At 35.0% G+C, this 25,492-nt stretch carries 27 protein-coding genes and 2 pseudogenes; 5 read left to right on the forward strand and 24 right to left on the reverse strand.

The genetic code is table 11. The annotated features are described in order from the left end of the window. From KI356_RS14990 to KI356_RS15005, 4 genes are all read right to left on the reverse strand, one after another. A partial coding sequence (locus KI356_RS14990) for a 2'-5' RNA ligase family protein (protein WP_212935797.1) occupies positions 1–421 on the reverse strand: 421 nt, incomplete at its 3' end. Between the two features lie 6 nt (positions 422–427). Then, entirely contained in the window at positions 428–994 is a 567-nt protein-coding gene (locus KI356_RS14995; protein WP_212935798.1) for a GNAT family N-acetyltransferase, read from the reverse strand. A 260-nt stretch (positions 995–1,254) separates the two neighbouring features. After that, positions 1,255–2,382 carry a metallophosphoesterase gene (locus KI356_RS15000; protein ID WP_212935799.1) on the reverse strand — a complete coding sequence of 376 codons (1,128 nt, stop codon included), beginning with the start codon at positions 2,380–2,382 and terminating at the stop codon, positions 1,255–1,257. 151 nt (positions 2,383–2,533) lie between these two features. Next, positions 2,534–2,956 (reverse strand): GNAT family N-acetyltransferase, encoded by a 423-nt coding sequence (locus KI356_RS15005; RefSeq protein ID WP_128279824.1) that lies wholly within the window; start codon positions 2,954–2,956, stop codon positions 2,534–2,536. Positions 2,957–3,087: 131 nt separating this feature from the next. Between KI356_RS15005 and pdxR the strand changes: the two genes are divergently transcribed. Then, positions 3,088–4,488 (forward strand): MocR-like pyridoxine biosynthesis transcription factor PdxR, encoded by a 1,401-nt coding sequence (gene pdxR, locus KI356_RS15010; RefSeq protein ID WP_212935800.1) that lies wholly within the window; start codon positions 3,088–3,090, stop codon positions 4,486–4,488. A 46-nt stretch (positions 4,489–4,534) separates the two neighbouring features. On the opposite strand, the gene KI356_RS15015 is transcribed toward pdxR, so the two are convergent. Further along, positions 4,535–5,392: a YitT family protein gene (locus KI356_RS15015; RefSeq protein WP_002148483.1), complete on the reverse strand. Its 858-nt coding sequence runs from the start codon at positions 5,390–5,392 to the stop codon at positions 4,535–4,537. A gap of 225 nt (positions 5,393–5,617) precedes the next feature. Between KI356_RS15015 and KI356_RS15020 the strand changes: the two genes are divergently transcribed. The 3 genes and pseudogenes from KI356_RS15020 to KI356_RS28200 all read left to right on the forward strand — a co-directional run. Then, positions 5,618–6,496, forward strand: coding sequence for a protein kinase family protein (locus KI356_RS15020; protein WP_212935801.1), 879 nt, complete (start codon positions 5,618–5,620; stop codon positions 6,494–6,496). A 23-nt stretch (positions 6,497–6,519) separates the two neighbouring features. Further along, the gene (locus KI356_RS15025; protein WP_128279821.1) at positions 6,520–7,386 is read left to right on the forward strand and encodes a GNAT family N-acetyltransferase; all 867 of its coding nucleotides are present in this window, start codon (positions 6,520–6,522) and stop codon (positions 7,384–7,386) included. Then, a pseudogene (locus KI356_RS28200) lies at positions 7,367–7,513 on the forward strand (class I SAM-dependent methyltransferase); the annotation flags it as partial. The gene KI356_RS15025 and the pseudogene KI356_RS28200, both read left to right, overlap by 20 nt. A gap of 31 nt (positions 7,514–7,544) precedes the next feature. Here KI356_RS28200 and alr read toward each other — a convergent pair. Continuing rightward, positions 7,545–8,720 (reverse strand): alanine racemase, encoded by a 1,176-nt coding sequence (gene alr, locus KI356_RS15030; RefSeq protein ID WP_128279820.1) that lies wholly within the window; start codon positions 8,718–8,720, stop codon positions 7,545–7,547. Positions 8,721–8,896: 176 nt separating this feature from the next. Here alr and KI356_RS15035 point away from each other — a divergent pair, with 176 nt between their 5' ends. After that, entirely contained in the window at positions 8,897–9,358 is a 462-nt protein-coding gene (locus KI356_RS15035; RefSeq protein WP_128280659.1) for a DinB family protein, read from the forward strand. A 7-nt stretch (positions 9,359–9,365) separates the two neighbouring features. On the opposite strand, the gene KI356_RS15040 is transcribed toward KI356_RS15035, so the two are convergent. From KI356_RS15040 to KI356_RS15125, 18 genes and pseudogenes are all read right to left on the reverse strand, one after another. Then, positions 9,366–10,142: a Cof-type HAD-IIB family hydrolase gene (locus KI356_RS15040; RefSeq protein WP_128279819.1), complete on the reverse strand. Its 777-nt coding sequence runs from the start codon at positions 10,140–10,142 to the stop codon at positions 9,366–9,368. 6 nt (positions 10,143–10,148) lie between these two features. Continuing rightward, on the reverse strand, positions 10,149–10,739 hold the full coding sequence (locus tag KI356_RS15045) for a histidine phosphatase family protein (RefSeq protein ID WP_128279818.1): 591 nt from the start codon (positions 10,737–10,739) through the stop codon (positions 10,149–10,151). A 118-nt stretch (positions 10,740–10,857) separates the two neighbouring features. After that, positions 10,858–11,058, reverse strand: coding sequence for a 4-oxalocrotonate tautomerase (locus tag KI356_RS15050; protein WP_164881555.1), 201 nt, complete (start codon positions 11,056–11,058; stop codon positions 10,858–10,860). A gap of 15 nt (positions 11,059–11,073) precedes the next feature. Then, a complete protein-coding gene (locus KI356_RS15055; RefSeq protein ID WP_212935802.1) occupies positions 11,074–11,862 on the reverse strand; it encodes a 2-keto-4-pentenoate hydratase in 789 nt (262 codons plus the stop codon). A gap of 4 nt (positions 11,863–11,866) precedes the next feature. Next, positions 11,867–12,892 (reverse strand): 4-hydroxy-2-oxovalerate aldolase, encoded by a 1,026-nt coding sequence (gene dmpG, locus KI356_RS15060; RefSeq protein ID WP_212935803.1) that lies wholly within the window; start codon positions 12,890–12,892, stop codon positions 11,867–11,869. Then, on the reverse strand, positions 12,879–13,778 hold the full coding sequence (locus KI356_RS15065; RefSeq protein ID WP_128279815.1) for an acetaldehyde dehydrogenase (acetylating): 900 nt from the start codon (positions 13,776–13,778) through the stop codon (positions 12,879–12,881). Before KI356_RS15065 ends, dmpG begins: the two co-directional genes overlap by 14 nt. A 30-nt stretch (positions 13,779–13,808) precedes the next feature. Continuing rightward, positions 13,809–14,582: a 2-keto-4-pentenoate hydratase gene (locus KI356_RS15070; RefSeq protein ID WP_212935804.1), complete on the reverse strand. Its 774-nt coding sequence runs from the start codon at positions 14,580–14,582 to the stop codon at positions 13,809–13,811. Between the two features lie 123 nt (positions 14,583–14,705). Beyond that, a complete protein-coding gene (locus KI356_RS15075; protein ID WP_128279813.1) occupies positions 14,706–16,175 on the reverse strand; it encodes an aldehyde dehydrogenase in 1,470 nt (489 codons plus the stop codon). 12 nt (positions 16,176–16,187) lie between these two features. Beyond that, positions 16,188–16,646 carry a RidA family protein gene (locus tag KI356_RS15080; RefSeq protein WP_212935805.1) on the reverse strand — a complete coding sequence of 153 codons (459 nt, stop codon included), beginning with the start codon at positions 16,644–16,646 and terminating at the stop codon, positions 16,188–16,190. Beyond that, positions 16,624–17,661 carry an amidohydrolase family protein gene (locus tag KI356_RS15085; RefSeq protein WP_212935806.1) on the reverse strand — a complete coding sequence of 346 codons (1,038 nt, stop codon included), beginning with the start codon at positions 17,659–17,661 and terminating at the stop codon, positions 16,624–16,626. The genes KI356_RS15080 and KI356_RS15085 overlap by 23 nt, the downstream gene beginning before the upstream one ends. Beyond that, positions 17,646–18,185, reverse strand: coding sequence for a 3-hydroxyanthranilate 3,4-dioxygenase (gene nbaC / locus KI356_RS15090; protein ID WP_088058417.1), 540 nt, complete (start codon positions 18,183–18,185; stop codon positions 17,646–17,648). The genes KI356_RS15085 and nbaC overlap by 16 nt, the downstream gene beginning before the upstream one ends. 28 nt (positions 18,186–18,213) lie before the next feature. Further along, the gene (locus tag KI356_RS15095) at positions 18,214–18,762 is read right to left on the reverse strand and encodes an FAD synthetase family protein (protein WP_212935811.1); all 549 of its coding nucleotides are present in this window, start codon (positions 18,760–18,762) and stop codon (positions 18,214–18,216) included. Between the two features lie 16 nt (positions 18,763–18,778). Further along, positions 18,779–19,525, reverse strand: coding sequence for an IclR family transcriptional regulator (locus KI356_RS15100; protein WP_212935807.1), 747 nt, complete (start codon positions 19,523–19,525; stop codon positions 18,779–18,781). Positions 19,526–19,674: 149 nt separating this feature from the next. Continuing rightward, positions 19,675–21,147 carry a 4-hydroxyphenylacetate 3-hydroxylase family protein gene (locus tag KI356_RS15105; protein WP_212935808.1) on the reverse strand — a complete coding sequence of 491 codons (1,473 nt, stop codon included), beginning with the start codon at positions 21,145–21,147 and terminating at the stop codon, positions 19,675–19,677. A gap of 173 nt (positions 21,148–21,320) precedes the next feature. After that, positions 21,321–22,454, reverse strand: a complete 1,134-nt coding sequence (gene spoIIP / locus KI356_RS15110) for a stage II sporulation protein P (protein ID WP_307856620.1) — start codon at positions 22,452–22,454, stop codon at positions 21,321–21,323. Positions 22,455–22,545: 91 nt separating this feature from the next. Further along, positions 22,546–22,773, reverse strand: a pseudogene (locus KI356_RS15115) (SPFH domain-containing protein); the annotation flags it as partial. Positions 22,774–22,911: 138 nt separating this feature from the next. After that, on the reverse strand, positions 22,912–23,637 hold the full coding sequence (locus KI356_RS15120; RefSeq protein ID WP_238486196.1) for a hypothetical protein: 726 nt from the start codon (positions 23,635–23,637) through the stop codon (positions 22,912–22,914). 312 nt (positions 23,638–23,949) lie between these two features. Then, positions 23,950–25,248: a hypothetical protein gene (locus tag KI356_RS15125; protein WP_212935810.1), complete on the reverse strand. Its 1,299-nt coding sequence runs from the start codon at positions 25,246–25,248 to the stop codon at positions 23,950–23,952. Positions 25,249–25,492: the final 244 nt, after the last annotated feature.

Genomic DNA, 25,492 nt, shown 5'->3' on the forward strand with positions numbered 1-25,492 from the left:
AATCCATTACACTTAAAAACTGATTTAAATTTAACTCATCTGCAATCGTGCAATGCGGAATCCATTTTCCTGGTACGTAATATGAATTTGGAATATCATGAAAAGTTTTGAAATAATCATGATAAGAATGATGAAGTCTTAATAATTCATCGGTAATGGTCGGTGCTAGAAAGATCGTTCCGTTAGTAGGAAAAGTTCCAACAGAAGGGAACGTTACAGCAGCGATGTTCTCTTGAATAGCTACAAACCCTTCTAATTTCTCCGTATATAAATTAACATCCAACTCATTATAATCAGCCAATGTAATATGGGGTTCTACTCCAGCTAGTTGATTTGTTCCAATTAAATTTGTTAATTCATTTTGCAGTTCTGTAATTTTATTAATAAACAAACGATCAAATGTAGCAATAATAGCGTACATGCTTCCTCACCCCTTCGTTACACATAACACTTCCCATTCCTCACGAATCATTCCCATTCGAATAGAATCATAGTATGTTCCGTTATAATATCTGCATTTTCGCATTCTACCTTCTAAGCTCATTCCTATTTTCTCCGCTACTTTCATCATTCGTTCATTTCCAGACCAAGTTGTGAGCCCTACTCTACCAATCTCCATATTTTCGAATAGTAAATCTCGATATAATGTTAATGCTTCTGTACCGTAGCCACCATTCCAGTATGTTGGATCATAAATAACAATTCCCATCTCCAACCAACGCGTCGGTTTATGCTCCCAATAAAATCCGACTGTCCCAATAATTTGACCGTTATTTTCTATAATTAATTTTGATAGAGGTTCTTCTTGTAAATGAGTTTGCATCTTCTCTTTATAGGACGAGTATTCTTGCATTGTGAACGGGAAATACGGTGCATCCCATTTTTTCCACTCTGGATTTTCTTCTTTAAATACGAGATTCCATAATGTTTTTATATCTGATTCTTCTATTGTACGAATTGTAACTTTGTTCCCCTTTAATATAACGTTTTGCATAATTTCCTCCTACATTCCTCTTTATTTCATATACAATTATAATATTTTTTCAGAAAAATCAAAACACAAACCTTCAATCATTTAATAATATTATTAATACCCGAAATTACAGATGCCGCTGCGGAATTTCGTACATACTTTTATTAAACTCAAAAACTAAAGAAAAACGAAATTTCCGGAGATGAACTATATAACAACTTAGAAGAAATATACTTTCAACACCTACGGCATAAAAAATAGGAGGTTATATCCCTCCTATTTTAGCTGAATATTTTATTTCCCTTTTTGTCTATCTCAAGTAGAATCCCTTTCTCTATCCAGCCTTCTACACCATCTTTTTTTATTAAATCATATCCCATGCAGCTACCATCAATTACAGAAACGGCATCTCCTTTTCTAATACTGATTTGCGCACAAGAAATATCCGTTTTCACTGTGTACTCACCTGATTCAAGTTGCTTTATATACTCGTTTTTCACATGAAGTAGTTCATTTGTTCCTATTTGTTTACATACAGTAAAATCTTTCATTCTCTCCACAGGTTCTATGCAATAATGCGGATATGTAACCCCGCCCTGCATTACTGAATTTGCATTAAAATCGGCCAATACTTCATACTGTGGAAAATGATCTACATATGTATAGGAAAATGTATCATTTAAAGCATCTCGATGAATAATAAATGCATTTAATTGCCCTGCTTCTTTAATCGCATTACCACCATCAATCGCGATAATTTTTTTATTCTTATCGATGACCGGATTATTAGACGGCGCCTCCTCGGAATAGTTCACAACAGGCCAATGTCCAACAATTACGTACTTATCCGCTCTGTGTGACTTATTATAAAACGCTGGCATTGCAATTGCGTTTTTCCTGTCTGTTTGTTTCCAATCCTCTCTATCTTCAAGCCCTGCATGTACAAAGATATAATCCTCTGTTTCAATAGCAGTTGGCAATTCTGTTAGCCACTTTATTTCTTTTGAAAAATGGCTCATCAATATGTTTTTCACTTCACGAATATCACTTTCTTCATTGACGATAACATTCAACTGCCCTAACCATTCATTAAAAATTGTATTTTTTCGCGTACATAAATAATGTATTAGCTCAGGATTTTCATGTACAAGCGCTTCAACTACAACTTCACAATTCCCTTCAACAACATAAACATTTGGCTTGCTAACTACTAGATCCATCACATAGTTTACGACGCCAATGCTATCATTCCCCTTCTCACAAAGATCGCCATTTATAATTAAATAATCATCATCTTTAAACTTAACTTTATGTAATAATTTCTTTAAAAGATTTAATTCACCATGAATATCAGATATTACGATAACTCTTACACCTTTTGGGATTAATAGTTTCTGAATTTTTTCCAAGTATAAACTCCCCTAACCTTCTTTAAATTCAATATTATCGTCTCAATTGTAAAGAAACTATTCGACAAAATAAGCAATTAACCCTCTTCATCCTTCAATTCTAAATTAAAAGTAGGTTCTATATGTTATCTCACATAGAACCTACTTAGTATTATAACTCTTTATAAAAAGAATAACTTACCTTATCATAGCCTTCTCTTTCATAAAAACGATGTGCATCAACTCTTGGAAACGCTGATGTAAGAACGATAGAACTGCACCCTTTTTTTCTCCCCCATTTTTCTACATATGACAGAAGAACCTTACCATATCCTTTTGATCTGTGAGCTTTCGCAGTTACAAGATCATATACGAAAACATGTTTCTCATTATAGAAATTCGTACAAATCGCTACACCAGCTAGACTAACAACTTCATCATCTTCATTTCGTAACGAAAGTAGTTTATAATTTTCGTCTTTCATTTTTTGAAATAAAGAACTTGCTTCCTCTCTTGAAAGTTTCGTTCGTAATTGCTGTAATACAGGGAATACATCATATAAATCTGCTTCTGTTATTACTTCTCTAATATTCATTATGATTCTCTCCTTACTATTCATAAAATTTTCTAAATGTTGTATCATTATTATAAAAAGTAACTGCCCCTAACTTAAGTGACAGTTCGATTATTTTTTATATGGCCAGTTTTTAAAGGAGAATTCATAAAATGGATCTTACTATCCCATTACAATTAGAAAGTAAAACACCAATTTACTTACAAATTTACGAATATATGAAACGAGAAATCTCTCAGGGATCACTGCCTGCCGGTACACGCCTTCCTTCTCACAGAAATTTAGCGGTACAACTTAATGTTAGCCGTATTACTGTTGAATCTGCTTATCAACAATTACTAGCTGAGGGTTATGTAGAAAGTAAACCGAAACGTGGGATTTTTGTTGCAGAAGTTGATATTGATGTCATTCAAAATAAACAACAAGTTGTGTCAAACAGCGCTAACAATATAAAAAAAGAACAATATGACTATGATTGTAGCCAAGGGCTTATTGATCAAAAAGCTTTTCCAATTACAAACTGGAAAAGAGCATTACACGAAACTTTATTTCAGTATGAAAATGAATTATTTGCTAAAGAAGATCCTCAAGGTGAGTTTGTTCTACGAGAGCATATTTCAAAATATTTATATCATGCTCGCGGGGTACATTCTTCACCTGATCAAATTATTATCGGAGCCGGTACGCAGCCTCTTCTTTGGTTACTACTTCAACTGCTTGGTCCAAAAAAAGAATACGGAATCGAAAACCCTGGATTTCACCGTATAACTGCTATGATTCAAAGTGCTGGTCTTCCGGTTCACCCTATTTCATTAGACGATAAAGGGATTCGTATTTCAGCTTTACGTAAATCACGTTCTAATGTAGCATACGTCACTCCATCACACCAATTTCCTCTTGGAATGATTATGCCATTATCTAGAAGGCTCGAATTATTAAGGTGGGCCAATGATTGCGAAGGATATATTATTGAAGATGATTACGACGGAGAATTCCGCTATGTAGGAAAACCTATTCCTTCTTTACAAGGACTGGATTCAAAGGAACGTGTTATTTATATGGGAACTTTTTCAAAATCCTTTTTACCTTCTTTACGAATGGGATATATCGTTTTACCACCTCATCTTTTAAGAGCCTATAAAGAACTTGGTGGTATGTTTAAACAAACTGTTTCTACCCTGCAGCAACTCGCTTTTGCCACCTTTATTCAAAAAGGTGATTGGGAACGTCATATAAATCGAATTCGTACGTTATATAAAAGAAAGCACATTTCATTAGTTAAATCTATCACGGACGAAATAGGAGCTCACGTTCATATACTCGGTGAGCAATCAGGACTTCATATCGTACTTCACGTTCATAATGGGATGAACGAACAAGAACTTATTCATGCCGCTGCGAAACAACGCATTAAGTTGTACCCTCTCTCAACATACGATTCTGTTCATAATTTAAGGGGGGCATCGTATGTATTACTCGGTTTCGGGAGTATTCCAGAAAATTGTATCGAAACGGTTGTCAAATTACTGAAAAAAGCCTGGTTCCCTAACTAAAAATAACTCCACGCAAGTTATACTTACGTGGAGTTATTTTTACTCACTATTTTTCTGATACTTGCCCTGATCTCGCTGTCCTTCCTGGACGCTTTACACCAGTTGTTTCTGTTGAATAAGAAGCTTCAATTATAGCACTTGGATCTACAGAGAGAACGAGATCTTTCATTTTTGGATAAATGAAACGGTTTGTAATACAATAAATGATTCTCTGATGCTCTCCTAAAAAACCACCTTCTCCATGTAGATACGTAACAGACAGTTGCAATTCTTTCATAAGCAGTTCGCCAATTTCTTTATTTTTATTCGAAATAATCATGACGCTCTTTCCTTGATTAATACCGTCTAATATGAAATCTATCATCTTCGTAACAATATAGAAAATTGCTAATGAGAACATCGCTTGCTCAATTGAAAATAAAATAGCAACAAATACAAAAATAACCGCATTTACAGCAAGTAAAAATGTACTAATTGGCACTTTAAAATGCTTGTTCATCCAAACAGCTAACATTTCTGACCCATCAATTGCTCCGCCCATTTTTACAACGATCCCAACTCCAACACCAAATAGAACTCCTCCATAAAGTACAATTAATAATTCCGAAGTCGTAATTGCTGGAAATGGTTTTAAATAAATCAATCCGAGTGTTGTAACAACATTTGCATAGGATGTACGGATGAAGAACTTCTTTCCCATTACTTTTGCAGTAAATAGTAAAATAGGAATATTAAGTCCTAAAAAAACTCCGTAAAGCGGTAATCCTGCAACTTTATTTGCCATAATAGCAATAGCCGTTACCCCGCCATCTACTAATCCATTAGGTGCTAAAATAAGCTCTAGTGAACCAGCTACAATAATTGACCCAATAGTTAACAATACGTATTCAAATACTTTTTTCATTCATTACCCCCAAAACATATATATTTTCTTAGTATTATCATAACTAATTTTTTCTGTAAATACAAAGAAATCGGCTTATATACACACATTTTTCACCTTTTTGGTAATTCTTATGTAGCATTGCTATCTTTCATACAGAAATAATTACAATCCTAAATCCCCCTCATACTTACATTATGTTATATAATTAATCCATTGAATTTACAGAATAAAAGGAGAATTCGGATGTTACAACAACTATTCACTTCCCCCATCCTATCTGCCCAAGCACTACATCCAGGCTATGAAGACCATGCAAGCGACGTATTTCTTGTTAAAACAGAAGCTGAAGAAGTTATTGTTCGTTCCTCAAAAATGACTGAAGAGCCAAACAATGATTTTTGGTGGGGATGCAAAAACCTTTTTGGAATTGATCCAAGGAATGTACATCATTTAGAAACGATTCATTCATTGCTGCAAAAACATACAAACCTTCCTATTCCAACCGTTTTACAAAAACATATATTAAATGGACGGCAATACGTGGTTACTGAGAAATTAAAAGGCAAAACACTGCAATCATTTATCGGACAACCTGCTTCTATTTTATTCAGCCTTGGAAAAGGACTAGCAGAGATTCATATGTATAAAGCTAATTTCATTGGAAACCCTTCAGGCACTTTCCAAATTTCGCGAGAAGAATTTAAGTCTCATATTTTAAAAGTAAGCCAAAACCTTGTAAATATATTTTATTCCGATAACGAGTGCATCCATAACGGATTTCATACTTTTGAGTCACAGCTCTCTTCCTTGCCAGCACCGAAGGAATCTACACTCGTTTTAATCGATATGGATCCTACTCAATTTTTATCAGATGGTCAATCTATTACTGGCTTAGTAGATACAGAAGCTTACGCAATTGCTCCACGAGAGTTCGATTTTATCGGATTAGAATATGTACTTACAGACAAAGAGGCTCGTGCTTTTAAACAAGGTTATGAGACCATTATGCCTATTCCTCGTCTTGAAAAATGTAGACAACCATATCGATATTTATATCGATTATTATCTGTTCAAGGTAGTGTGGAATTAAAGAAATGGTTACATCACCCATCCTATTTTTAAATACGAATGAGAGGGATTCTGCAATGGATATTCAGAAAAGAACTTTTTTAACAACTAGTGAAATACAGCAGATGAAAGATTTAGCTCATATTTGTGGGCAATATGATAACCTTGATTACTCATCAGATTTACATGTCAACTTTTTAACTGCTCGTAATAAAGAAGATGTAAATGATTTTCTATTTTATGATAACACTCAATTAATTGGTGCATTAAGTATGTATGACTTTGAAAGACCGACTAAACTGGAGTTAATAGGATTTGTTCATCCAAACTATAGAAAACAACATATAGGCACTACCCTTTTACAAACTGCAATGAAAGAAGTACAAAATAGAGAAGCAGACGAAGCTCTTCTCATCATTAACGGAGATTCCTCAACTGGGAAAGCATTTGCAAAACATATGAAACTATCTTATTTATATAGCGAATATAGTATGGAGTTCAAATCAAATGAAACACAAAAAACAACGGAGAATAATATTAAACTTTTCGTCGCATCTTCTGAATCACTTCCTGATCTTATAGAAATCTCTAGTAAAGCTTTCGGGGATTCTGTAGAAAATACAGCTACCTGGTTACAAAAGATGATGAATTCATCTTCTCATCAAGTATACAGCGCTCTAATCGATAACAACGTTCTAGGAACAATTACAGTAACTCCCCAAGAGCACTTTACTACATTATCAGGATTCGCTGTGCATCCTTCCTTTCAAGGTAAAGGATACGGTAAAGCTATTTTAAGCTATATGACACATACACTCTTCACAAATGGTGCTACAACAATTGAATTACAAGTTGAAACAAAAAATAAAAATGCTTTAAAACTTTATACACAATGTGGATTTGAAATTATGACGAAGTATGATTATTATGGATTGTTGGAATAGGAGTGACTTTTCTATCGAGGAATCATGTTATTCTAGAGACGAAATTATTACCTCTTTAAAAGCTGTAAGATTTAACAATATACAACTACATGGCATAAATAGAACATTTTTCATTTGTCAAAAATAAAAAAACTGAATCCTATCGATTCAGTTTTTTCTTATTTTTTTCTTAATATATTTACAATCGCAGTCGTTTCATCATTTTCTTTATAGACACGTGGAATTCTTCTGTCTAACATACATGTAACTTCATAGTTAATTGTACCTAACATATCAGCTATTTCTTCTACTGCAATCTCTTCTTCACCTTGTTTGCCGTAGAATACAACTTCGTCTCCTACTTGTACTGGCATTGCATTTGTAACATCTAACATAAGCTGATCCATACAAACACGACCAATAACAGGTACTCTAACTCCATTAATTAATGCATGCCCTTTATTAGATAACTGACGATTATAACCATCAGCATAACCAATTGGTACAGTTGCAATCCATTCTTCACCCGTCGTTACATAAGTATTCCCATAGCTAACACCACGATCTTTCTTCGCATGTTTAACATGAGCTACTTTTGATTTTAAAGACAACGCTGGCTGTAAGGAAGTAACTGTACGATCCACTTCTCTTGAAGGATACATACCGTAAATTCCAATACCGACACGAACCATATTTTGAAATGTGTTACTAAGTTCCATTGATCCCGCACTGTTTGAACTATGAATATATGGAAAATGGATTCCTAATTCTTCCGCTGTATTTACAGCTTTCTCAAACAGACTTGTTTGCATATTCGTATAAGTTTTATCTATTTCATCAGCGGTAGAGTAATGTGTAAATATCCCTACTTCTTCTATATATCGCATACGTTTTAACTCTTCAAAAAATGGCTTAACTTCTTCTTCTTGTAAACCGATACGGCTCATTCCTGTATCAATTTTCACATGAATACGCACTTTCTTTTGAAGACGGTTTGCAATTTCATTTATACCATGTAAATCTTCTACTCTATAAACAGTCATCATAACGTCATATTGAATTACATCTTCTACAGCCGCTACTGGTGTATATCCTAAAATTAAAATCGGCACAGTAATTCCAGCTTCTCTTAATTCTATTGCTTCGTCTACAAATGCAACTGCAAGTTGATTTATTCCTGCTTCAATAGCCGATTTCGCAACTTCAACTGCCCCATGGCCATACCCATTCGCTTTTACAGCAGCCATCATCGCAATATTTTCATCATTCACATGTTTTTTAAATTCATTTACATTATGTTTTACAGCATTTAAGTCAACTTCTACAATTGTATCTCTTCCATATTTCAAACTCATTGGTCTAACTCCTAACTCAATAATTGCATTCCATTCCATTCTATTTCACGTTTCATATGACCTTTTACAATATAATACTTTTCATTATGCTAGTCAAACTACTAGAATTTTCGGAATTTTGAGTATGATATAATACCCTCAAGAAACTATTATATATGGAGATGAGGAGAATTACAATATTTGTACAATCTGCATTGCATCAACTTAAAGTTGCTGTTGATACTTCTATTTATATGCTTAACCAATATAGTGAAGGCGATTTAAAAATACAACCACTTCACTCAAAACGATCAGTATATGAAATGTGTGCACATCTTTCTCTTATTTGCCATGCAGATTTACTCATTTTAAATGGTATTACTGAAAAAGAGTTACATACCTTTTATATAGAACATACACCTGAAACAATTGCTCATATGCAACAAACGATACTCCAAGGATACGATTTACTTTCTAAAACTTTTTTATCCTACTCCAATGAAGAATTAGCGGAAATTAAGACTGCTTATTGGGGTATTTCTTATTCTCGATTCGAATGGTTGCTTGAAATTATTGCCCACGTCTATCATCATCGCGGGCAAATTCATACTTTATTATGTGAGCACGTTAAAGATCCTAACATACCTTTATTTCAATAAAGGTATGTTAGACGACATTAAACTTCTCTAAAGCAAATAATATGCCACCTTCACTTGATTTCTTTGTAACGTAATCCGCTTTTTTCTTTAGCTCTTCTTTACCATTCTCCATCGCAATCCCTAATCCTACATACTGCAACATCTCAATATCATTTCCACCGTCGCCAAAAGCAATTGCTTCTGATTTACAAATGTTTAAATGCTCCAATACCTTTTGAATAGCCGTTAATTTTGATACTTTATTATCTTCTAATACATTCATAACGTAACTATGAAAACGTTCAAACGTAAGTGCTGGATATCTTTCAAAGAATTTTAGAGCCTCTGTTTCATCAGCATATAGACATACACAATAAATCTCTTCTGATAAGTTTCTAACTTTGTCAGGATACCGCTCTAAATTTAAAGTTTCGTTTAATGCTCGTATTACACGTTCATCTTTTGAGGCAATATTATTCATTGCAAATTCTTCTGTAAAGTAAGAAACACTGTGACCATGCAATTCAGCAAAATTTGAAATATCATGAACGATTTCACTTGAAAGTACTGATTTATGTATAACTTCTTCCCTACATTTTATATGTGCACCATTTGCAGAAATAAACGTATTTACACCTAGCCCCTTAAATTGTGAGCATAAACTATATGGTCTCCCAGTTGTAACAACTACGTGAATCCCTTTATCTATTAACCTTCGTATCGCTTCTTTTGTACTTTCGTGCATACTACTATCAATCTCGCTTAAAAGAGTACCGTCAACATCGAAAAATACAACTTTGTACATATCCTCTTACATTCCATCTAAATGATTTGTATCATTTATAAAATGAACAGTTTTCTGTTTATCCGTAAGTTCAATCAAACTAATTCCCGTATCTCCCATTTTAAAATAATAGTCCATGCTAATTGGCATTTGGAAAAACGCTCGTAAAATACTATTTATTACACCACCGTGTGCAACAATTGCAATTCTATCATATGTATTCTCTGTTACAATTTTAGAAAATACCCCTTCTATTCTCATTCGAAATTCAATAAATGATTCTCCATTTTCAAAACGATCATGAAGAAACTTCGGCTCAGGGTATTTCTTTGCTTCTTCAAAAGACAAGCCGGCTTGTACCCCATTATTAAACTCCATTAATTCCTCTTCTAATTGAATTGGACACCCAATTCCTTCAGCTAACGTTTCAGCAGTTTCGCGAGCACGTTTTAATGTACTTGCCCAAATGAAATCTGGTGCAAAATCCTTTTTCACTTTCTGTACAAGTCTTTGTACTTGCTGTCTTCCCTTTTCTGTTAATTCAAAGTCCGCTCGTCCTTCATGTACATGTAAAATGTCAGCTTCTGATTCTCCGTGTCGTATTAGTAGTATTTGCATGTTTCTTCCCCCTTATCTCCTTAAAACTAAGACTAAATTTTAACATATTATTAAAACTTTTCAAAATAATAAAAGCAATCCCCATTCATAAAAGAATGAAAATTGCTTTTATTACTAACTACCTTTCTTTTAAACTAGCTTTAGACTTTCCTCCTACTCCCCAATGTGAACTCGGGATTTCATTCACTAGAACACGTACTCTTCCAACATCTACATCTAAGTTTTTCGCAACCGCCTCTGTAACATCAAATATTAGATTTTGAATTTGCTCCTTCTTTCTACCTTCTATTATTTGAATTTGTATAATGGGCATTTTTATCTCTCGCTTTATTTTTTATTCACAAAACATCGCTATACTTCCTAAATCATCGAATTGTGCAATAATAGAATCTCCTGCTTTGAAAGCAATCGCTTCTGATAATGCTCCACTTAATACAATATCCCCTTTCTTTAACCCTTCATTTTGTAAACCAAGTTTGTTTACCGCCCAAGCAATCGCCTCTGCTGGATGTCCCAGTACAGCTGCCCCCGTTCCAGTTGTAGCAATCTTGCCATTCTTCGACATAACCATCCCTACATTAGCTAAATCTATATCTTTAACATCAATCCACTTACTTCCTAACAAAAATTTTGAAGATGAACAATTATCTGCTATTACGTCAGGTAATGTAAATTTGAAATTTAAATACCTACTATCAATAATCTCTAAAGCTGGCGCAACATATTTCGTTGCCTTTAATACATCCTCAGCTGTCACATTCGTCCCTTGTAAATCCTCACCCATTAAAAAGGCAATCTCTGGTTCTACTTTTGGATGAATCAATGTTTCGTATTGTAATGGCTCCCATTCGAACGCTAACATATCTTCCAACAAATATCCGTATATCGCTTCATTAATACCCATCATTTGTTGTTTTGCCTTACTTGTTAATCCAAGTTTTACCCCAACTCTTTTAGAACCTTCGTTTATTTTTTGTTCAATTAAACATTTTTGCAATCTATATGCGTCATCCACCGTTAAATCCGGATGCTTATCCGTTACTTTCACTACTTCTTTTCTATCTTTTTCAGCCTGAAGTAAATAGTCAACAATTTCTATATCTGCCCCTTTTACTAAAGCCATCCTTTTACACCCCCATTTTTATCTTTGCTAATTCTGCCGCGACATCTAAAATCATATCCTCTTGTCCACCAACTACTTTTCTTTTCCCGAGTTCTATTAAAATATCACGGGCGTCTACACCAAAACGCTTTGCCGCTCTTTCAGCATGTAATAAAAAGCTAGAATATACACCAGCATATCCCATTACAAGACTTCCTTTTTGAATTTCTTGCGGTACTGGCAATAAAGGTGCAACAACATCCTCAGCTAAGTCCATCATCTTATATAAATCTATATCTAGCTTATATCCCATACGATCTAAAACAGCGAGTAATACCTCTGTTTGGGCATTTCCAGCTCCTGCACCAAGGCACCGCACGCTTCCGTCAATACGTGTCGCACCTTCTTCAATTGCTGCCACTGTATTCGCTACTGCAACAGAAAGATTATTATGACCATGGAAACCAATTTCGACATTTACAGATTGACGTAATGCTCGAATACGTTCACGTACTTCGTGAGGCAATAAAGCACCCGCTGAATCCGTTACATAAATCGCCTCAGCACCATAGTCCTCCATAAGCTTGGCTTGTTCTACTAACTTTTCAACTGGTGCAGAATGTGCCATCATTAAAAAACCGCATACTTCCATACCTAACTCACGCGCAAATTGAATATGCTGTGCTGAAACATCTGCTTCTGTTACATGCGTTGCTACACGAACAAGTTTCGCACCAATATTTGCAGCTTGCTTTAATTCATGGATCGTTCCAATACCAGGAATTAACAAAACAGCTACTTTCGCTTGCTTACACTCATCTACCGCTGCTTCAATCAACTTCATTTCATTAACTAATGACTTTCCATACTGTAATGTGGAGCCTCCTAAACCATCTCCATGACTCACTTCGATATAATGCATACCAGCTTCATCTAATGCCCTTGTTACAGAACGAACTTGTTCTTCTGTAAATTGATGTTTCATTACATGGCTTCCATCACGTAAACAAACTTCCGTTATTTTCACTGGCAGTTCACTATTTCGCCTCATTCATTACACCTCTTTTCTTCTCTGAGATGATTTGCATTGCAAATTCTTCACCTACTTTTAATGCCGCTGCCGTCATAATATCTAAATTACCAGCATAAGGAGGAAAGTAGTCTCCAGCTCCTTCAACCTCTAAAAATACAGTCACACGATTCCCATCAAACATCGGCTCTTGTTTTAAAGAATAACCTGGAACGTATGTCCTAACTACTTCAACCATCTTTTGAATCGCTTCTTGGATAGAAGTCTCATCCATATACTTAACTTCACAATATACTGTATCTCTCATTAAAATAGGAGGCTCCGCAGGATTTAATATAATAAGTGCTTTTCCATGATCTGCCCCTCCAATTTCTTCAATTCCACGCCTCGTCGTAATTGTAAATTCATCAATATTTGCCCTTGTACCTGGACCTGCACTTAGACTTGAGATTGTAGCAACTATCTCTGCATATGTAACATTTGCCACTTCATTAATAGCATGAACAATCGGAATCGTTGCTTGTCCTCCGCACGTAATCATATTAACGTTTCGCTTATCTACAAAATCATTATTTTGTATAGCAGGACAAACGAACGGCCCACATGCAGCAGGTGTTAAGTCGATTACTATTTTCCCAAGCTCTCCTAATACTTTTGCATGATAACGATGTGCTTTAGCCGAAGTTGCATCAAATACAATATCAGCTAAACTTGGATTATCAATCATTGCTTGTATTCCATTATCAAAAACCTCGTATCCTGCTTCTTTTGCTCGCTTTAAACCATCCGATTCCGAATCTATTCCAATCATGGCATTTAGCTCTATGACTTCACTTTTTCTTAATTTATACATTAAATCCGTGCCAATATTACCTGATCCAATAATAGCTACCTTTACTTTCTCCACATTTATCCCCCCTTTTTTCAACACTTTAATCTATATGAATGTTACAGAAACCGATCCAAGTAACCCGAAATCAGCTCGAATGTTGTCTTCACTTCGAACTGAAACAGCACCAGATAATGCGCCAGGTAAAATTAGTTCCCCTGCTTTCAATCCAATATTAAATTCATAAAGCTTATTAGCTAACCAAGCAATAGCTTGTGCTGGATGGCCTAATGCAGCCGCACCAGCACCCGTTGCAATTAAACTATTATTTTTATAAAGTGTCATTCCAGTTGTACGTAAATCTACTTTATCGATGCTAGAGAATGTATTACCAATTACAACTTTCGCTGACGAGCCATTATCAGCTACTGTATCAGCCAGTTTAATTTTCCAATCAGCAATGCGACTATCAATAATTTCAAGTGTAGGCACTACATATTTCGTCGCCATTAGTACGTCAACATATGTAATATTAGGCCCATTTAAGTCTTCTGCTAAAACAAACCCTATTTCTGCCTCTATTTTTGGAGATACAAAAGAACTTATTGAAATTTCACTACCATTTTCTATCTTCATATCATCTAGTAAATGTCCATAATCTGGCTCATTTACCCCAAGCATCTGCTGCATCGCAACACTCGTAAGTCCAACTTTCTTTCCAATTACACAACGTCCATTTTCAATCTTTCTCCCTACAACTTCAAGTTGAATATTATAAGCATCCTCAACAGATAAATTAGCATATCTCTCAGTAAAAGGAAGTATCCCTACACGTGAATTTTCAGCTTGTACTAGTTCATCAGCTAATTCTTTAATTAACAATTGCTTTCACCTCATTTTTAAAATTTATATATCCCCAATCAATGACATTATAACTAGCCCCCACCTAACTATTTTATTTCCATAAATGTCAGATCGGAGCTTTGTTAAGTTAAAACATCACCTTTATAATTTCATCGTAACCGTCTTAGCTTCCGTATAAAATTCGAAACTATGACGTCCACCTTCTCTACCAATCCCACTCGCCTTTGAACCGCCAAACGGAGTACGTAAATCTCGAACATACCAACAATTAATCCATAGTAAGCCTGAATCAATTTGTGAAACCACTCGTTGCGCTCGTCTAAGATCATTTGTCCAAACAACTCCAGCTAGTCCATAAATGGAATCATTCGCAATGCGAATTGCATCCTCTTCTGTTTTAAATGGAATAACAACTAGAACTGGGCCAAATATCTCTTCTTGCGCTACACGCATACTATTATCGACATCATATAGAATAGTAGGTTCATAAAAATTCCCTTCTATTAAACTTTCAACTCTTTTTCCACCATAGGCTAATTTTGCACCTTCCGAAATTCCTATTTCTACGTAACGATCAACTGTTTCTAAATGAGATTTTGATACAAGCGCTCCCATATCTGTATCTTCAGAAAGAGGATCTCCAACTTTTATTCTTTTTACAGCCGCTACAAATTTTTCTAAAAACTGTTCATATACACTTTCTTGCACAAGTAATCTTGAACCAGCTAAACAAATTTCTCCTTGGTTCCGATAAATAGCTTCAATCGATCCTTGTACCGCTTCATCTAAATCCGCATCTTCAAATACGATATTTGCTGATTTACCTCCTAATTCTAATGAAACAGGGATTAAATTTTCTGCTGCATTACGCATAATGGTTTTTCCTGTATTACTTTCTCCAACAAATGAAATTCTTCTTACGGCTGGGTGGGTTGTCATTGTTGTCCCAACAGTATTACCTGGACCTGTAAGAATATTAAGTACACCTGGAGGTAATCCTGCATCATTTGCAATTTCGCCGAGCATAACTGCACTTAAAGGAGTATAGGAGGCTGGTTTAACAACAACTGTATTACCAGAAGCAAGTGCCGCTGATGCTTTCCACGTCATTTGCATAAATGGCAAATTCCAAGGAATGATTAAACTAGTCACTCCCGCTGGAGCGTACTTTGCATATGACATAAAATTATGTTTGTCATAATGCTCATGTACCAAATATTTTGCCATTTCAGCAAAGAAACGAAAATTATGCGCCGCGCGTGGTATATCGAATCCTTTACTTTCTTTAATTGGTTTTCCAACATCAAGAGTTTCTATATACGCTAGTTCATCCACTCTTTCCATAATTAGATCCGACATTTTGCATAAAATATCTGATCGTTCTTCCACAGGCATTTTACTCCAAATCCCACTTTTAAATGTTCGTTCTGCCACATCAATTGCTCTTTTTGTATCCTCTTCATTTGCTTTCGCTACAGAAGCTAACTTTCTATTCGTCGCTGGGTTGAACGTATCAAACGTTTCACCACATATGGAATCCACATATTGTCCATCAATAAACAATTTCGCATCTTTTACTTTCATTTTGTCAGCTAATAATTCTTTGTTCACCTTCCTCGCCTCCTACTCCTCAATTTCTAAAACCATCTCAATTTCAATTGTTGTGTTATTAGGTAATTGAGCCATACCGACTGCAGAGCGGGCGTGTTTTCCCTTTTCTCCAAAAATATCTACTAATACATCCGATGCCCCGTTCATTACTTTTGGCTGATTGATAAAATCTTCCGTACTATTTACAAAGCCAAGCAGCTTTACAACTCGTTTCACCTTATTTAAATCACCTAGTTCGTTTCTTACAACACTTAATAAATTCAACATGGATTGTCTCGCTGCTTTATACCCTTCATCAATCGAAATATCCTTGCCTAATTTTCCATGATACTCATCTACACCTTGTCCAGCAGTAAATAATAAGTTACCCACTTTTACACAACTAACATAATTTCCAACCGCTGGGCGAATAGCTGGTAGTGTAATTTCCAACTCTCTTAATTTATCCTCAGGTGTTTGTACTCTCTGCATATGCTACACCTCGTTTTTTTATATCAATATTTAAAAATTCTGCTGCATTTCCCCCAAGCATTGCTGCTTTTTGTTCCTCCGATAAACCAACTGTTTCATCAATCACTTTGCCAGGATCAATTTCTCGCAATAAAAATGGATAATCCGAACCCATAAAAATTTTTTCATGTCCAAATCTTTCAATCATATATTTCAAATTCATAGGATCATAATTTAAAGAATCAAAATAAAATTTCTTTGCGTAATAACTAGGCGGATGAGTGGTCAACCGTAAATGCGGCCACACTTTCCATCCTTGATCTAACCGTGGCAAAATATATGGAAAAGACCCACCACCATGAGCAAAACAAACTTTTAACCGTGGAAACTTCTCCATTATTCCACTACATATAAGTGTAGCTGCTGCAAGCGCCGTTTCACTTGGCATACCTACTGTATACATAAAATTATGGTGCGGCATTCTATCGCGTCCTAACGTTTCCCATGGATGAATAAAAATTGGAACTTGCCACTTTTCAGCCATACGAAAGAATTCAATAAACGATGGATCATCTAAATTTTTGCCATTTACGTTTGTACCAATTTCAATACCATGTAAATTTAATTCCGTTATACAACGCTCCATTTCACGAATTGCAGTTTCTCCATCTTGCATCGGAACTGTTCCTAACCCTACAAAACGATCTGGATGTGCTGAAACTGTTTCTGCAATAAAATCATTTTGAATACGCGCCATACTTTCGGCTTCCTCTGGTTTTGCCCAATACGAAAATGTAACAGGAATTGGCGATAAAACTTGAATATCTACACCTTCACGCTCCATATCTTCAATTCTTTTCTTAGGGCACCATACTTGGTCTGTCACATCACGAAAGTTTTTACCTCCAACCATAATACTTGCACCACATGTACAAGTCCGATTTAATATTGGCCAACGACCGCCACCAAACTTCTCTTCAAAATCCGGAAAAGTTTCAGGAATAATATGTGTATGAAAATCTATTCGCACTTCCATTCCTCCACTTCTTCTGGCATAATGTGACCGCAGTTCTTACATGCTCGAATTTCCTTATTTGAATTAAAACTATGAATTGCTTCTTTTACTTGTTTTTCAATATCATTTAATTGAACACGTACACGATGCATTTCATGATTACACTCGTCACAGAACCAAACGAAATCCTCAAGTTCTCCTTGGCTACGTTTTCTTTCAATTACTAGCCCAAATGTGTTGGCAACGCGATGTGGTGAATGTGGTACCATAGCTGGTAGCATAAATACATCCCCTTCTTTTACTGTGACGACTTCTCGCTTACCTTCCTCTGTAATACATTCCACATAACATTCACCTTTAATTTGATAGAAAAATTCATCTGAAGGATCTACGTGGAAATCACGTCTTCTATTTGGACCACCTAATATCATGGCGATAAACTCCGAATCTTGCCAAATAACTTTGTTATTTACTGGCGGCTTCAATAACTCCTTATTCTCATCAATCCATTTTAGTAAATTAAAAGATTGCAATGTTTTAGACATATTGTTTCCTCCTCTTTATTCCTTCTATTTATATCGTTTTAAAAGACCAACCGAGTAAAGAGCTAGACTTTTGCAACTCTCCATGACATACATAATTTCTAATTCTCGTTGAAGATATTCGCTCACCGTCTTCACAGCAAACATCTTTCACTATAGAAATATTGAAGTGTGCTCTTAGCAACTCTATATTGCCCTCTCGATTTTTTCCGAACCTAAAATCTTGACCAATATAAATTTCTACAGGATTTAGCCTTATTAAATCTTGAATAAAACAACTCGCACTTTTTGTTAAATATGACTCATCAAACCGAATTATAATCACATGTTCCACACCGAGATTTTGAAGACGTTTCACCTTCTCATCAATAGACGTTAATACTTGCGCTCCTTGAAAATAAGAGCGTGGTGGTGGATCAAATGTATACACAACATTTGTTATCTTTAATTCCTTTGCCTTCTCAACCGCATTTTTAATAACAGCTTGATGGCCTTTATGTACACCATCAAAAGCACCTATTGAGACAATAGATTTCGTTAATTCAGGTATACACTGCTCATGTATATAAATAATTCTCAGCTCTCTTCTTCTAGAGTTAAATTTCCAAATAGCCAAATTCCTTTGAAATCAAATTTGCCGTATTCATCACACTTTGAATTATGATTTCACGATTACTTCCCTGCATATACGATATAGGTCCAACAATATTAAGCGCCGCAATAGTTCTCCCGGTATAAGATCGAATAGGAGCTGCAATCCCATACAGTCCATGCTCATTTTCATTATCACTAATTGAATAGCCTTGCTTACGAATCTTCTGTAACTCTGTCTGGAATTGTTTTTCGCAAGTAATTGTATTAGGCGCTCGTGGTAAAAGCCCTTTTTCTGAAGTATATTCTAAGGAAGATGAGTTAAATGAAAGCAGTACTTTCCCTGTACTTGTACAATATGCAGGTTCTCTTGATCCGACATGTGTTGAGATCTGAACAGACTCCTTCGATGAAACCTTCAAAATAAATACAACATCACCTCGATCAAACATACCAATATGTACAGTACCACTAAAATTTCTTACAAGTTCTTCTACAAGCGGTATTGCTCCACTATAAATCTCTTGCTGAAACATGACTTGATTTCCCCACTCTAACAATTTCCAACCTAATCTATATTTTCTTTGCTCATCTTGAATGAGCATTCCTTCTGCACACAACGTACGAACAAGGTGATGAACCGTACTTGCATTCATATTTAGTTTTTCCGCTATTTCAGAATTACCTAGTACAGGCTCATCACTCGTAAAACAATTTAGAATTTTACAAATTTTACCGATAGAAGCGATCAAATCATTTACCTCCCCTATTCCAGTTACAGTTCTCTAGTTTTAGATGTTCTTAAAAATATAAGAAGATTTACATCCTAACAGTAAAATTCTTGTTATCATCTGTTGCTCCTTCCTTTTCTAAATAAAAATGTAAGCGTAAACATTTTTATTTAGCTCAAAGCACCTTCTGATGAACTCGATTGCAACGCATTGTTTACTAAGGAAAAAGTTTGTTGTTTTTTGTACGCATTATAAAACATTCCCATTTTGCGCACCGGGTCTCCAGAATAATAACGCTCATATTGTAATAATCGTTGTCCAAAAGCCTCTCCACATAAATCCCATGCTAATTTGAATAAACGAACTCGTTCTTCAGAAGATACTCCTTCGCGCCCCATATAGTATTTTTCCATATCGTCTTGAATTTCGGGATTCATAAAATCTGCACCTGTCGGTGACATTAATAATCCACCAGCACCAATGGTTTGAATAATCTCAATTGCACGCGGATACATTTTAGGTAATAAACTGCGTATCGTATCAAGTGGCAACCTTGCAGGAACAACTTCTCCATATGGATTCGTTTCATATTCATATTCAGCTACTTGTAAGAGAGCTCGTATCGTTTCGACATCTTGCATAAGCTCTGCTAACTGGTTTTGTACATTTAAAAATCCATCTACTCCTATCGAATCTGCTAATTTCATAGCTACTTCAGCAGCGAAAGATAATTTTACTAACCCCCTTACTCCAGATTGATGTGCTGGTTGATGACCAATTCCCGTTTTAGGATACAATTGATTCCCAGCTTCTATATTTTGATAAATAAATACTTTATCCCATGGGATAAACACATTATGAAATACTAGTAATGCATCCATTTCCTCAAACCTTGATGCAAGTGGATGATCAAATAGAGAGCGTTTTCCATCTTGCATTGGCTCACGACAAAGAATTCTTAGTCCTGGCGCATCAATTGGAACTGCAAAAGAGATGGCATGACGTTCATCACCTGGTTTAAAACTTGGATAGGAATATATAATTACCTCGTCTGTAATTGGAGCAAGTGTCGCTAACATTTTTGCACCACTTACATACATTCCTTCCGCTGTTTCACTTACTACACCTAAATGCATCGTTTCATCTTCTTGTTGATGAGAAGCCTTACTCCGATCATTTTGCGGATTAATAATTGCATGTGTTAAAAACAAATCATTATCCCTTATATGTTTATAATAATTCTTTATATTCGCTCCCCATTCTGCATTAAACTTCTCAAAAAACCATGCATTACTTGCCATCGAAGTAACTGTTACATTTAAAAAATCAGGTGTTCTTCCCATTAAACCATAAGTAGCTTTTGCCCACACTTCAAATAATTCACGGCGTACTTTTAAGTCCTCATAATTTTTTGGTACTAAAAATGCATTTGATACCCTTTCTCCTGTCTCTTCGCATATATGAGTAATCTTATCTTGATATTCTGGATTGTGCTGCATATCATATAAGTTCGCAATTTGTAAAATTGGTTCACGAAAAACATCTTCATTTACTACATCCGTTACTTTTCTTCCACCAATCCAAATTTCAGGATTTCTTTTTCGCAACCCTTCAATATACTGTTCCCCTGTTCTAATTGCCATTCTTTCCCCTCCAATTTTCCATAATAATATACTAAAAAGTTTAGAAATTCTATTTGATGACTGAATTTTCAATCATTATATCAATTTTAATAGGTACAATTCCTCTCTTATTTCACATTATGAAATCCTAATAATTTTTTAAGTAACACAAAAAAGGAACAGTTTCCCGTTCCTCACCCATTCACTTTCTCCGTATTGTTCCAATAATACTTACTAAACGCTTCTGTTAACACATCAATTGTGTTATATAATTCATCTAACGTATTATCAACACCACCAACTTCAATTAACATCGCATTTTTAGATAAATCTTGGTTATAAACGCCATTTCCGTCTTTTTTATACTTCGGAAAAATCCCTCTACTTAATCCGTAATAGTTTTCATCTAAATAACTATTGATTGCTCTTGCAATTTTTTCATTTTCAGCACGCCCTTCATTTTCCATCCCAATAATAAAATATAATCTTGCATACGATTTCCCGTTAATTACTTTTGTTGTTACTTTCTTGCGCTGATCATCACGGTGTATATCAATTGGAAACGCAATTTTATTATTCTGTGCTAATGCTTCTTTTACATATCCATGAGATGCTTTATACGACTGATTCCATACCCATTTTTTAGTTGCTAGTAAATCACCCATATTCGTTTTATCATGAATTACCGGAATTCCTTGTCCTTCAAGTTGCTCTTTCATACGTTTCCCTAGTAAAGATACATTTACATCTGGGCTAGATGGATCAGTTGCCCCTGGTAATAATGGAAAGAAGGATTCCCAGCTGTGTGTATGGTAAATATATACTGCACTTTCACCTTTTTGCGTTCCATTCTTTTTCTGCACTGGATTTTTCTTTTCTGCTTCTGTAACTTTATCTTTTGCTACTTCTCGATTTTTCGTTACTTCTTCAATCGGTACACTAGATTCATTAGGAATATTCGTATAGTTTGTCCCTTCCCCAGCTACGATAATGTTAGAATAATACTTTGACATACCGGGTACTTCTTTACCGACAAATGTTCTTAAATCTTTAATTTTCAAATCCGTCGCGATAGAGAATAGTAAACTTCCAACTGAGTCTCGTTTATATTTTTTAAAATAATCATATCCATAGTAATGATTCTCACTTTCTATCATTTGAACAAAACCTTGCATCGATACTTTCCCAAACCATTGATTCGCATAATTTGATTTCATTGTATGTAAAAGTGACGTCAAAATCGACGCAATAATAATTACTATTAGTGCATATAAAAAGAGTAACGAAACTAGTTTTTTCCCATGTATACGAGTTTTATACTTTTTCACTGTATCACCTTCTTTATACATGGATATGTACAAGCTTTTCGTAATATACGCACAAAAAAGAGAAATGGCATCCCATTTCCCTTCCTCACTCTTATTGTTCTTTTTGTGTATCTGAAGAAGGTAATTTCTTCGCTTGGTTTTCTTTAAAAATTTCTCCGATTGCCCCAAGTGTTTCAATTGCATTAGACGGAATAAAGACTTTATTTGCTGGTCCTTTTGCAACCTCAATCAATGATTCAAATGATTTATAAGCAAGTATACGCTCATCTAAATTCGCTTCACGTAGCAATTCAATTCGATTTTGTTCTGCTCTTATAATCATTTTTCACTTCACATCCCTTCGATTCGTTGTTATGTCTCGCTGATTGTAACTTATAAAACTTATTTGTATTTTTTTCTATCAATAAAACGTGTGGACACAAAAAACAGCGGAATTATAATTCCGCTGTTCGCTGTTTCACTTAATATTAATTCCGAATTTATCTCCAAATTTCAAATCAGCATTAGGAGCAATAGTAATTACGGCCTGACCTTTCTTAATAGCATGTACTGTATATTCCTCAACAGGCATTGCAACTCTGCCTTCATGAGGAACTTCATCCATACTTAACGTATCCGCACTTACTAAGATTTTAAGTGGCTGATCTGGGTCCATATTCTTATGGTGGAGTTTTAGCGTCTGCCCTACTGACATTTGTAAAAGTCCATCCGCTCCTGGAATATGCCAAACCACTTTATTAGTCCCTTTTTCTATTTCAAAATCTATAATGTACTCTCCATCCTTCCCAATCTTGACTTGATTATCATCATCTGCTGTTTTACCTAATGTTTCAGTTTGTGCTTTAGGTTTACTCTCTTTCGCATCCTGTTTAACACCACTAGAATCTGTTTTTTCCTTAGGATTACTTTCTTCTGTATTTTGTTTTACATCACCTGCAACAGTCTGCTCCTTAGGCTTATTCTGTTCAGCTTGTTGTTTCTCACTACTTGATGCAGCTTGCTCCTTCGGTTTGCTTTCTTCAGTTTGTGACTTTTCACTACTCGATTCAGTTTGTTGTTCCTCACTACTTGATACCGATTGTTCCTTTGGTTTGCTTTCCTCAGTTTGTTGTTTTACACCGCATCCTGATAATAAGATCAATATTGCAATAAGTAAAAACCAACTTTTGCGCACGTAACCCATCCCCTTCCCCTTGTATAAATGTACTTTCTAATATTAATCCATCTAGCATGTTAATTTGCACCCTTTTTTAACTCTGTGTGGCGATTATATAACATTGATAAACTAACGCTCCACTCAAAAAGATGGTTCCCTTAAAAAATAATTAACTCAAATAATTATTAAACTTGTTTTAGTGAATGGGTCTATTTACTTAATTTTCCAATCACCCTAAACCTGCAATCATTCCAAAAGAAACAGATAAGAAAAATCCTACCTTTAAGTATGAGATAGGGCTTTTCTTATCTGTTAGAATACTATTCAGATTCAGCTTTTTTATGGGCTCTTTTTCAGTTTTACATTTTGAGAAATTATCCCTCTTCCTTCAGAAGGGTTATTACGCCCTTTTATGTCTAATGTTACGTTTTCTCCTTGAAAGGTAATTGTACCTGTTCCGTTGGTTTCTCCGAGTTCGTTGTGATCGACCCATGTGAATGCCCATGTGGAATCATTTTTCTTTACAGCATTTGCTGTAAACATTCCCATCATGGAAGTTGTTATTCCATTACTATTATTAGAACGTTGCTCTACTTTGATCATTGCATTTTTATCATCCATTATCGTGAAAGATGCATCGATATCAAGTTTACTATCGCTTTGGAAATTGACATAATTCCCATTTAGTTTGTTGTTTTGACTTGGCTGTGCATTATTATCTTGTTTTGATTTTGTAGTGTTGCCTTGGTTTGCTTGTGTATTGGTGCCTTGGTCCCCTCCAACGGGAACTAACTGTGCTTGTTCGAATTCTTTTTTAGACGATTTCGTCAAATTCAATACATCTTTCCCTTTGTACACAATAATTTTGTTAACACTAACTTTCTCTAGTGTGAACTCTTCATCTGGTGGTATATCTCCATCTTGTGCGTACACCTGTGTATACTTCATTTTTCCGGATAATTCCTTTTGCTTAAATGCATTAAATTGAACATCACCTGTATACCAGATTTCATACAAATCAAACGCTTGAAACTCTATATTCTTTGCGCTTTTCTTATTAATTTTCACAAATAATTTTTTGTTATTTTCATCGCGCCAATAACCTTCCAATCCTTGTGTTACATTTGTTTCCTGATTGTTAATTGTAATAGGTATCTTTACTGTTGATTCTCTATTTTTCTTTTTATTTCTATAAACAATCTCAATTTCCGTACTTTTTTGTGATGGGGACTCGTTTGCAATAATTTTCACTTGCCCATTTCCCATTAATTTCGCCTCTGCAACATCTTCGTTTCTAGATTTAACTGATAGAAACTCTATTTCATCTGCTCCTAGGTTAAACATATTTTCTTTCGTTGTTTTTTCATCATATAATTTTAAAGATAAAGTGACGTTCCTTTCTTCACCGGGTTTCAGCGATACTTCTTTAGGATTCGGAATAAGTTCCGTAGCTATTGTATTTGCGCCCGATTTCTCCACATCCACAGTTGTTTTTTGTTCGTCTTTTTTCTGTTCTATTTCCTTCGGCTCTGTTTGCTTTAGTTCTGTATTTGTTTTTGATTCCTTTGATTCGTACACAAAAAACGCAGCTATGCACACAATAATAACCCCTATTAAAATAATAATTCCCTTTTTCACAAATTCCCCTCAATTCTATAATACTTAATAACTTCTCTTTCTTTTCTACTTTTGATAACTATTTGTATGTAAAACTCACTAAGACATTTAAAATATATTACATATCAACAATATTTAAAACACTTTTTTGAATATTGTATATTTTCCAACAAAATATACAAATATACGATAATAAATATCGAGAAATATCAATTATAAACATGCGGCACAACAACCACGAAACTAATTCCAACTCTCAAAATCA

This window comes from Bacillus hominis (genome assembly GCF_018332515.1).
Taxonomy (GTDB): Bacteria; Bacillota; Bacilli; order Bacillales; family Bacillaceae_G; genus Bacillus_A; species Bacillus_A hominis.

Bases quoted from the DNA above. Each gene is read 5' to 3' on its own strand.
- KI356_RS14995 (WP_212935798.1), bottom strand. From the start codon at position 994: ATGCAAAACGTTATATTAAAGGGGAACAAAGTTACAATTCGTACAATA.
- KI356_RS15005 (WP_128279824.1), bottom strand. From the start codon at position 2,956: ATGAATATTAGAGAAGTAATAACAGAAGCAGATTTATATGATGTATTC.
- pdxR (WP_212935800.1), top strand. From the start codon at position 3,088: ATGGATCTTACTATCCCATTACAATTAGAAAGTAAAACACCAATTTAC.
- KI356_RS15015 (WP_002148483.1), bottom strand. From the start codon at position 5,392: ATGAAAAAAGTATTTGAATACGTATTGTTAACTATTGGGTCAATTATT.
- KI356_RS15020 (WP_212935801.1), top strand. From the start codon at position 5,618: ATGTTACAACAACTATTCACTTCCCCCATCCTATCTGCCCAAGCACTA.
- KI356_RS15025 (WP_128279821.1), top strand. From the start codon at position 6,520: ATGGATATTCAGAAAAGAACTTTTTTAACAACTAGTGAAATACAGCAG.
- alr (WP_128279820.1), bottom strand. From the start codon at position 8,720: ATGAGTTTGAAATATGGAAGAGATACAATTGTAGAAGTTGACTTAAAT.
- KI356_RS15040 (WP_128279819.1), bottom strand. From the start codon at position 10,142: ATGTACAAAGTTGTATTTTTCGATGTTGACGGTACTCTTTTAAGCGAG.
- KI356_RS15045 (WP_128279818.1), bottom strand. From the start codon at position 10,739: ATGCAAATACTACTAATACGACACGGAGAATCAGAAGCTGACATTTTA.
- KI356_RS15055 (WP_212935802.1), bottom strand. From the start codon at position 11,862: ATGGCTTTAGTAAAAGGGGCAGATATAGAAATTGTTGACTATTTACTT.
- dmpG (WP_212935803.1), bottom strand. From the start codon at position 12,892: ATGAGGCGAAATAGTGAACTGCCAGTGAAAATAACGGAAGTTTGTTTA.
- KI356_RS15080 (WP_212935805.1), bottom strand. From the start codon at position 16,646: ATGCAGAGAGTACAAACACCTGAGGATAAATTAAGAGAGTTGGAAATT.
- KI356_RS15085 (WP_212935806.1), bottom strand. From the start codon at position 17,661: ATGGAAGTGCGAATAGATTTTCATACACATATTATTCCTGAAACTTTT.
- nbaC (WP_088058417.1), bottom strand. From the start codon at position 18,185: ATGTCTAAAACATTGCAATCTTTTAATTTACTAAAATGGATTGATGAG.
- KI356_RS15105 (WP_212935808.1), bottom strand. From the start codon at position 21,147: ATGGCAATTAGAACAGGGGAACAGTATATTGAAGGGTTGCGAAAAAGA.
- KI356_RS15120 (WP_238486196.1), bottom strand. From the start codon at position 23,637: ATGGGTTACGTGCGCAAAAGTTGGTTTTTACTTATTGCAATATTGATC.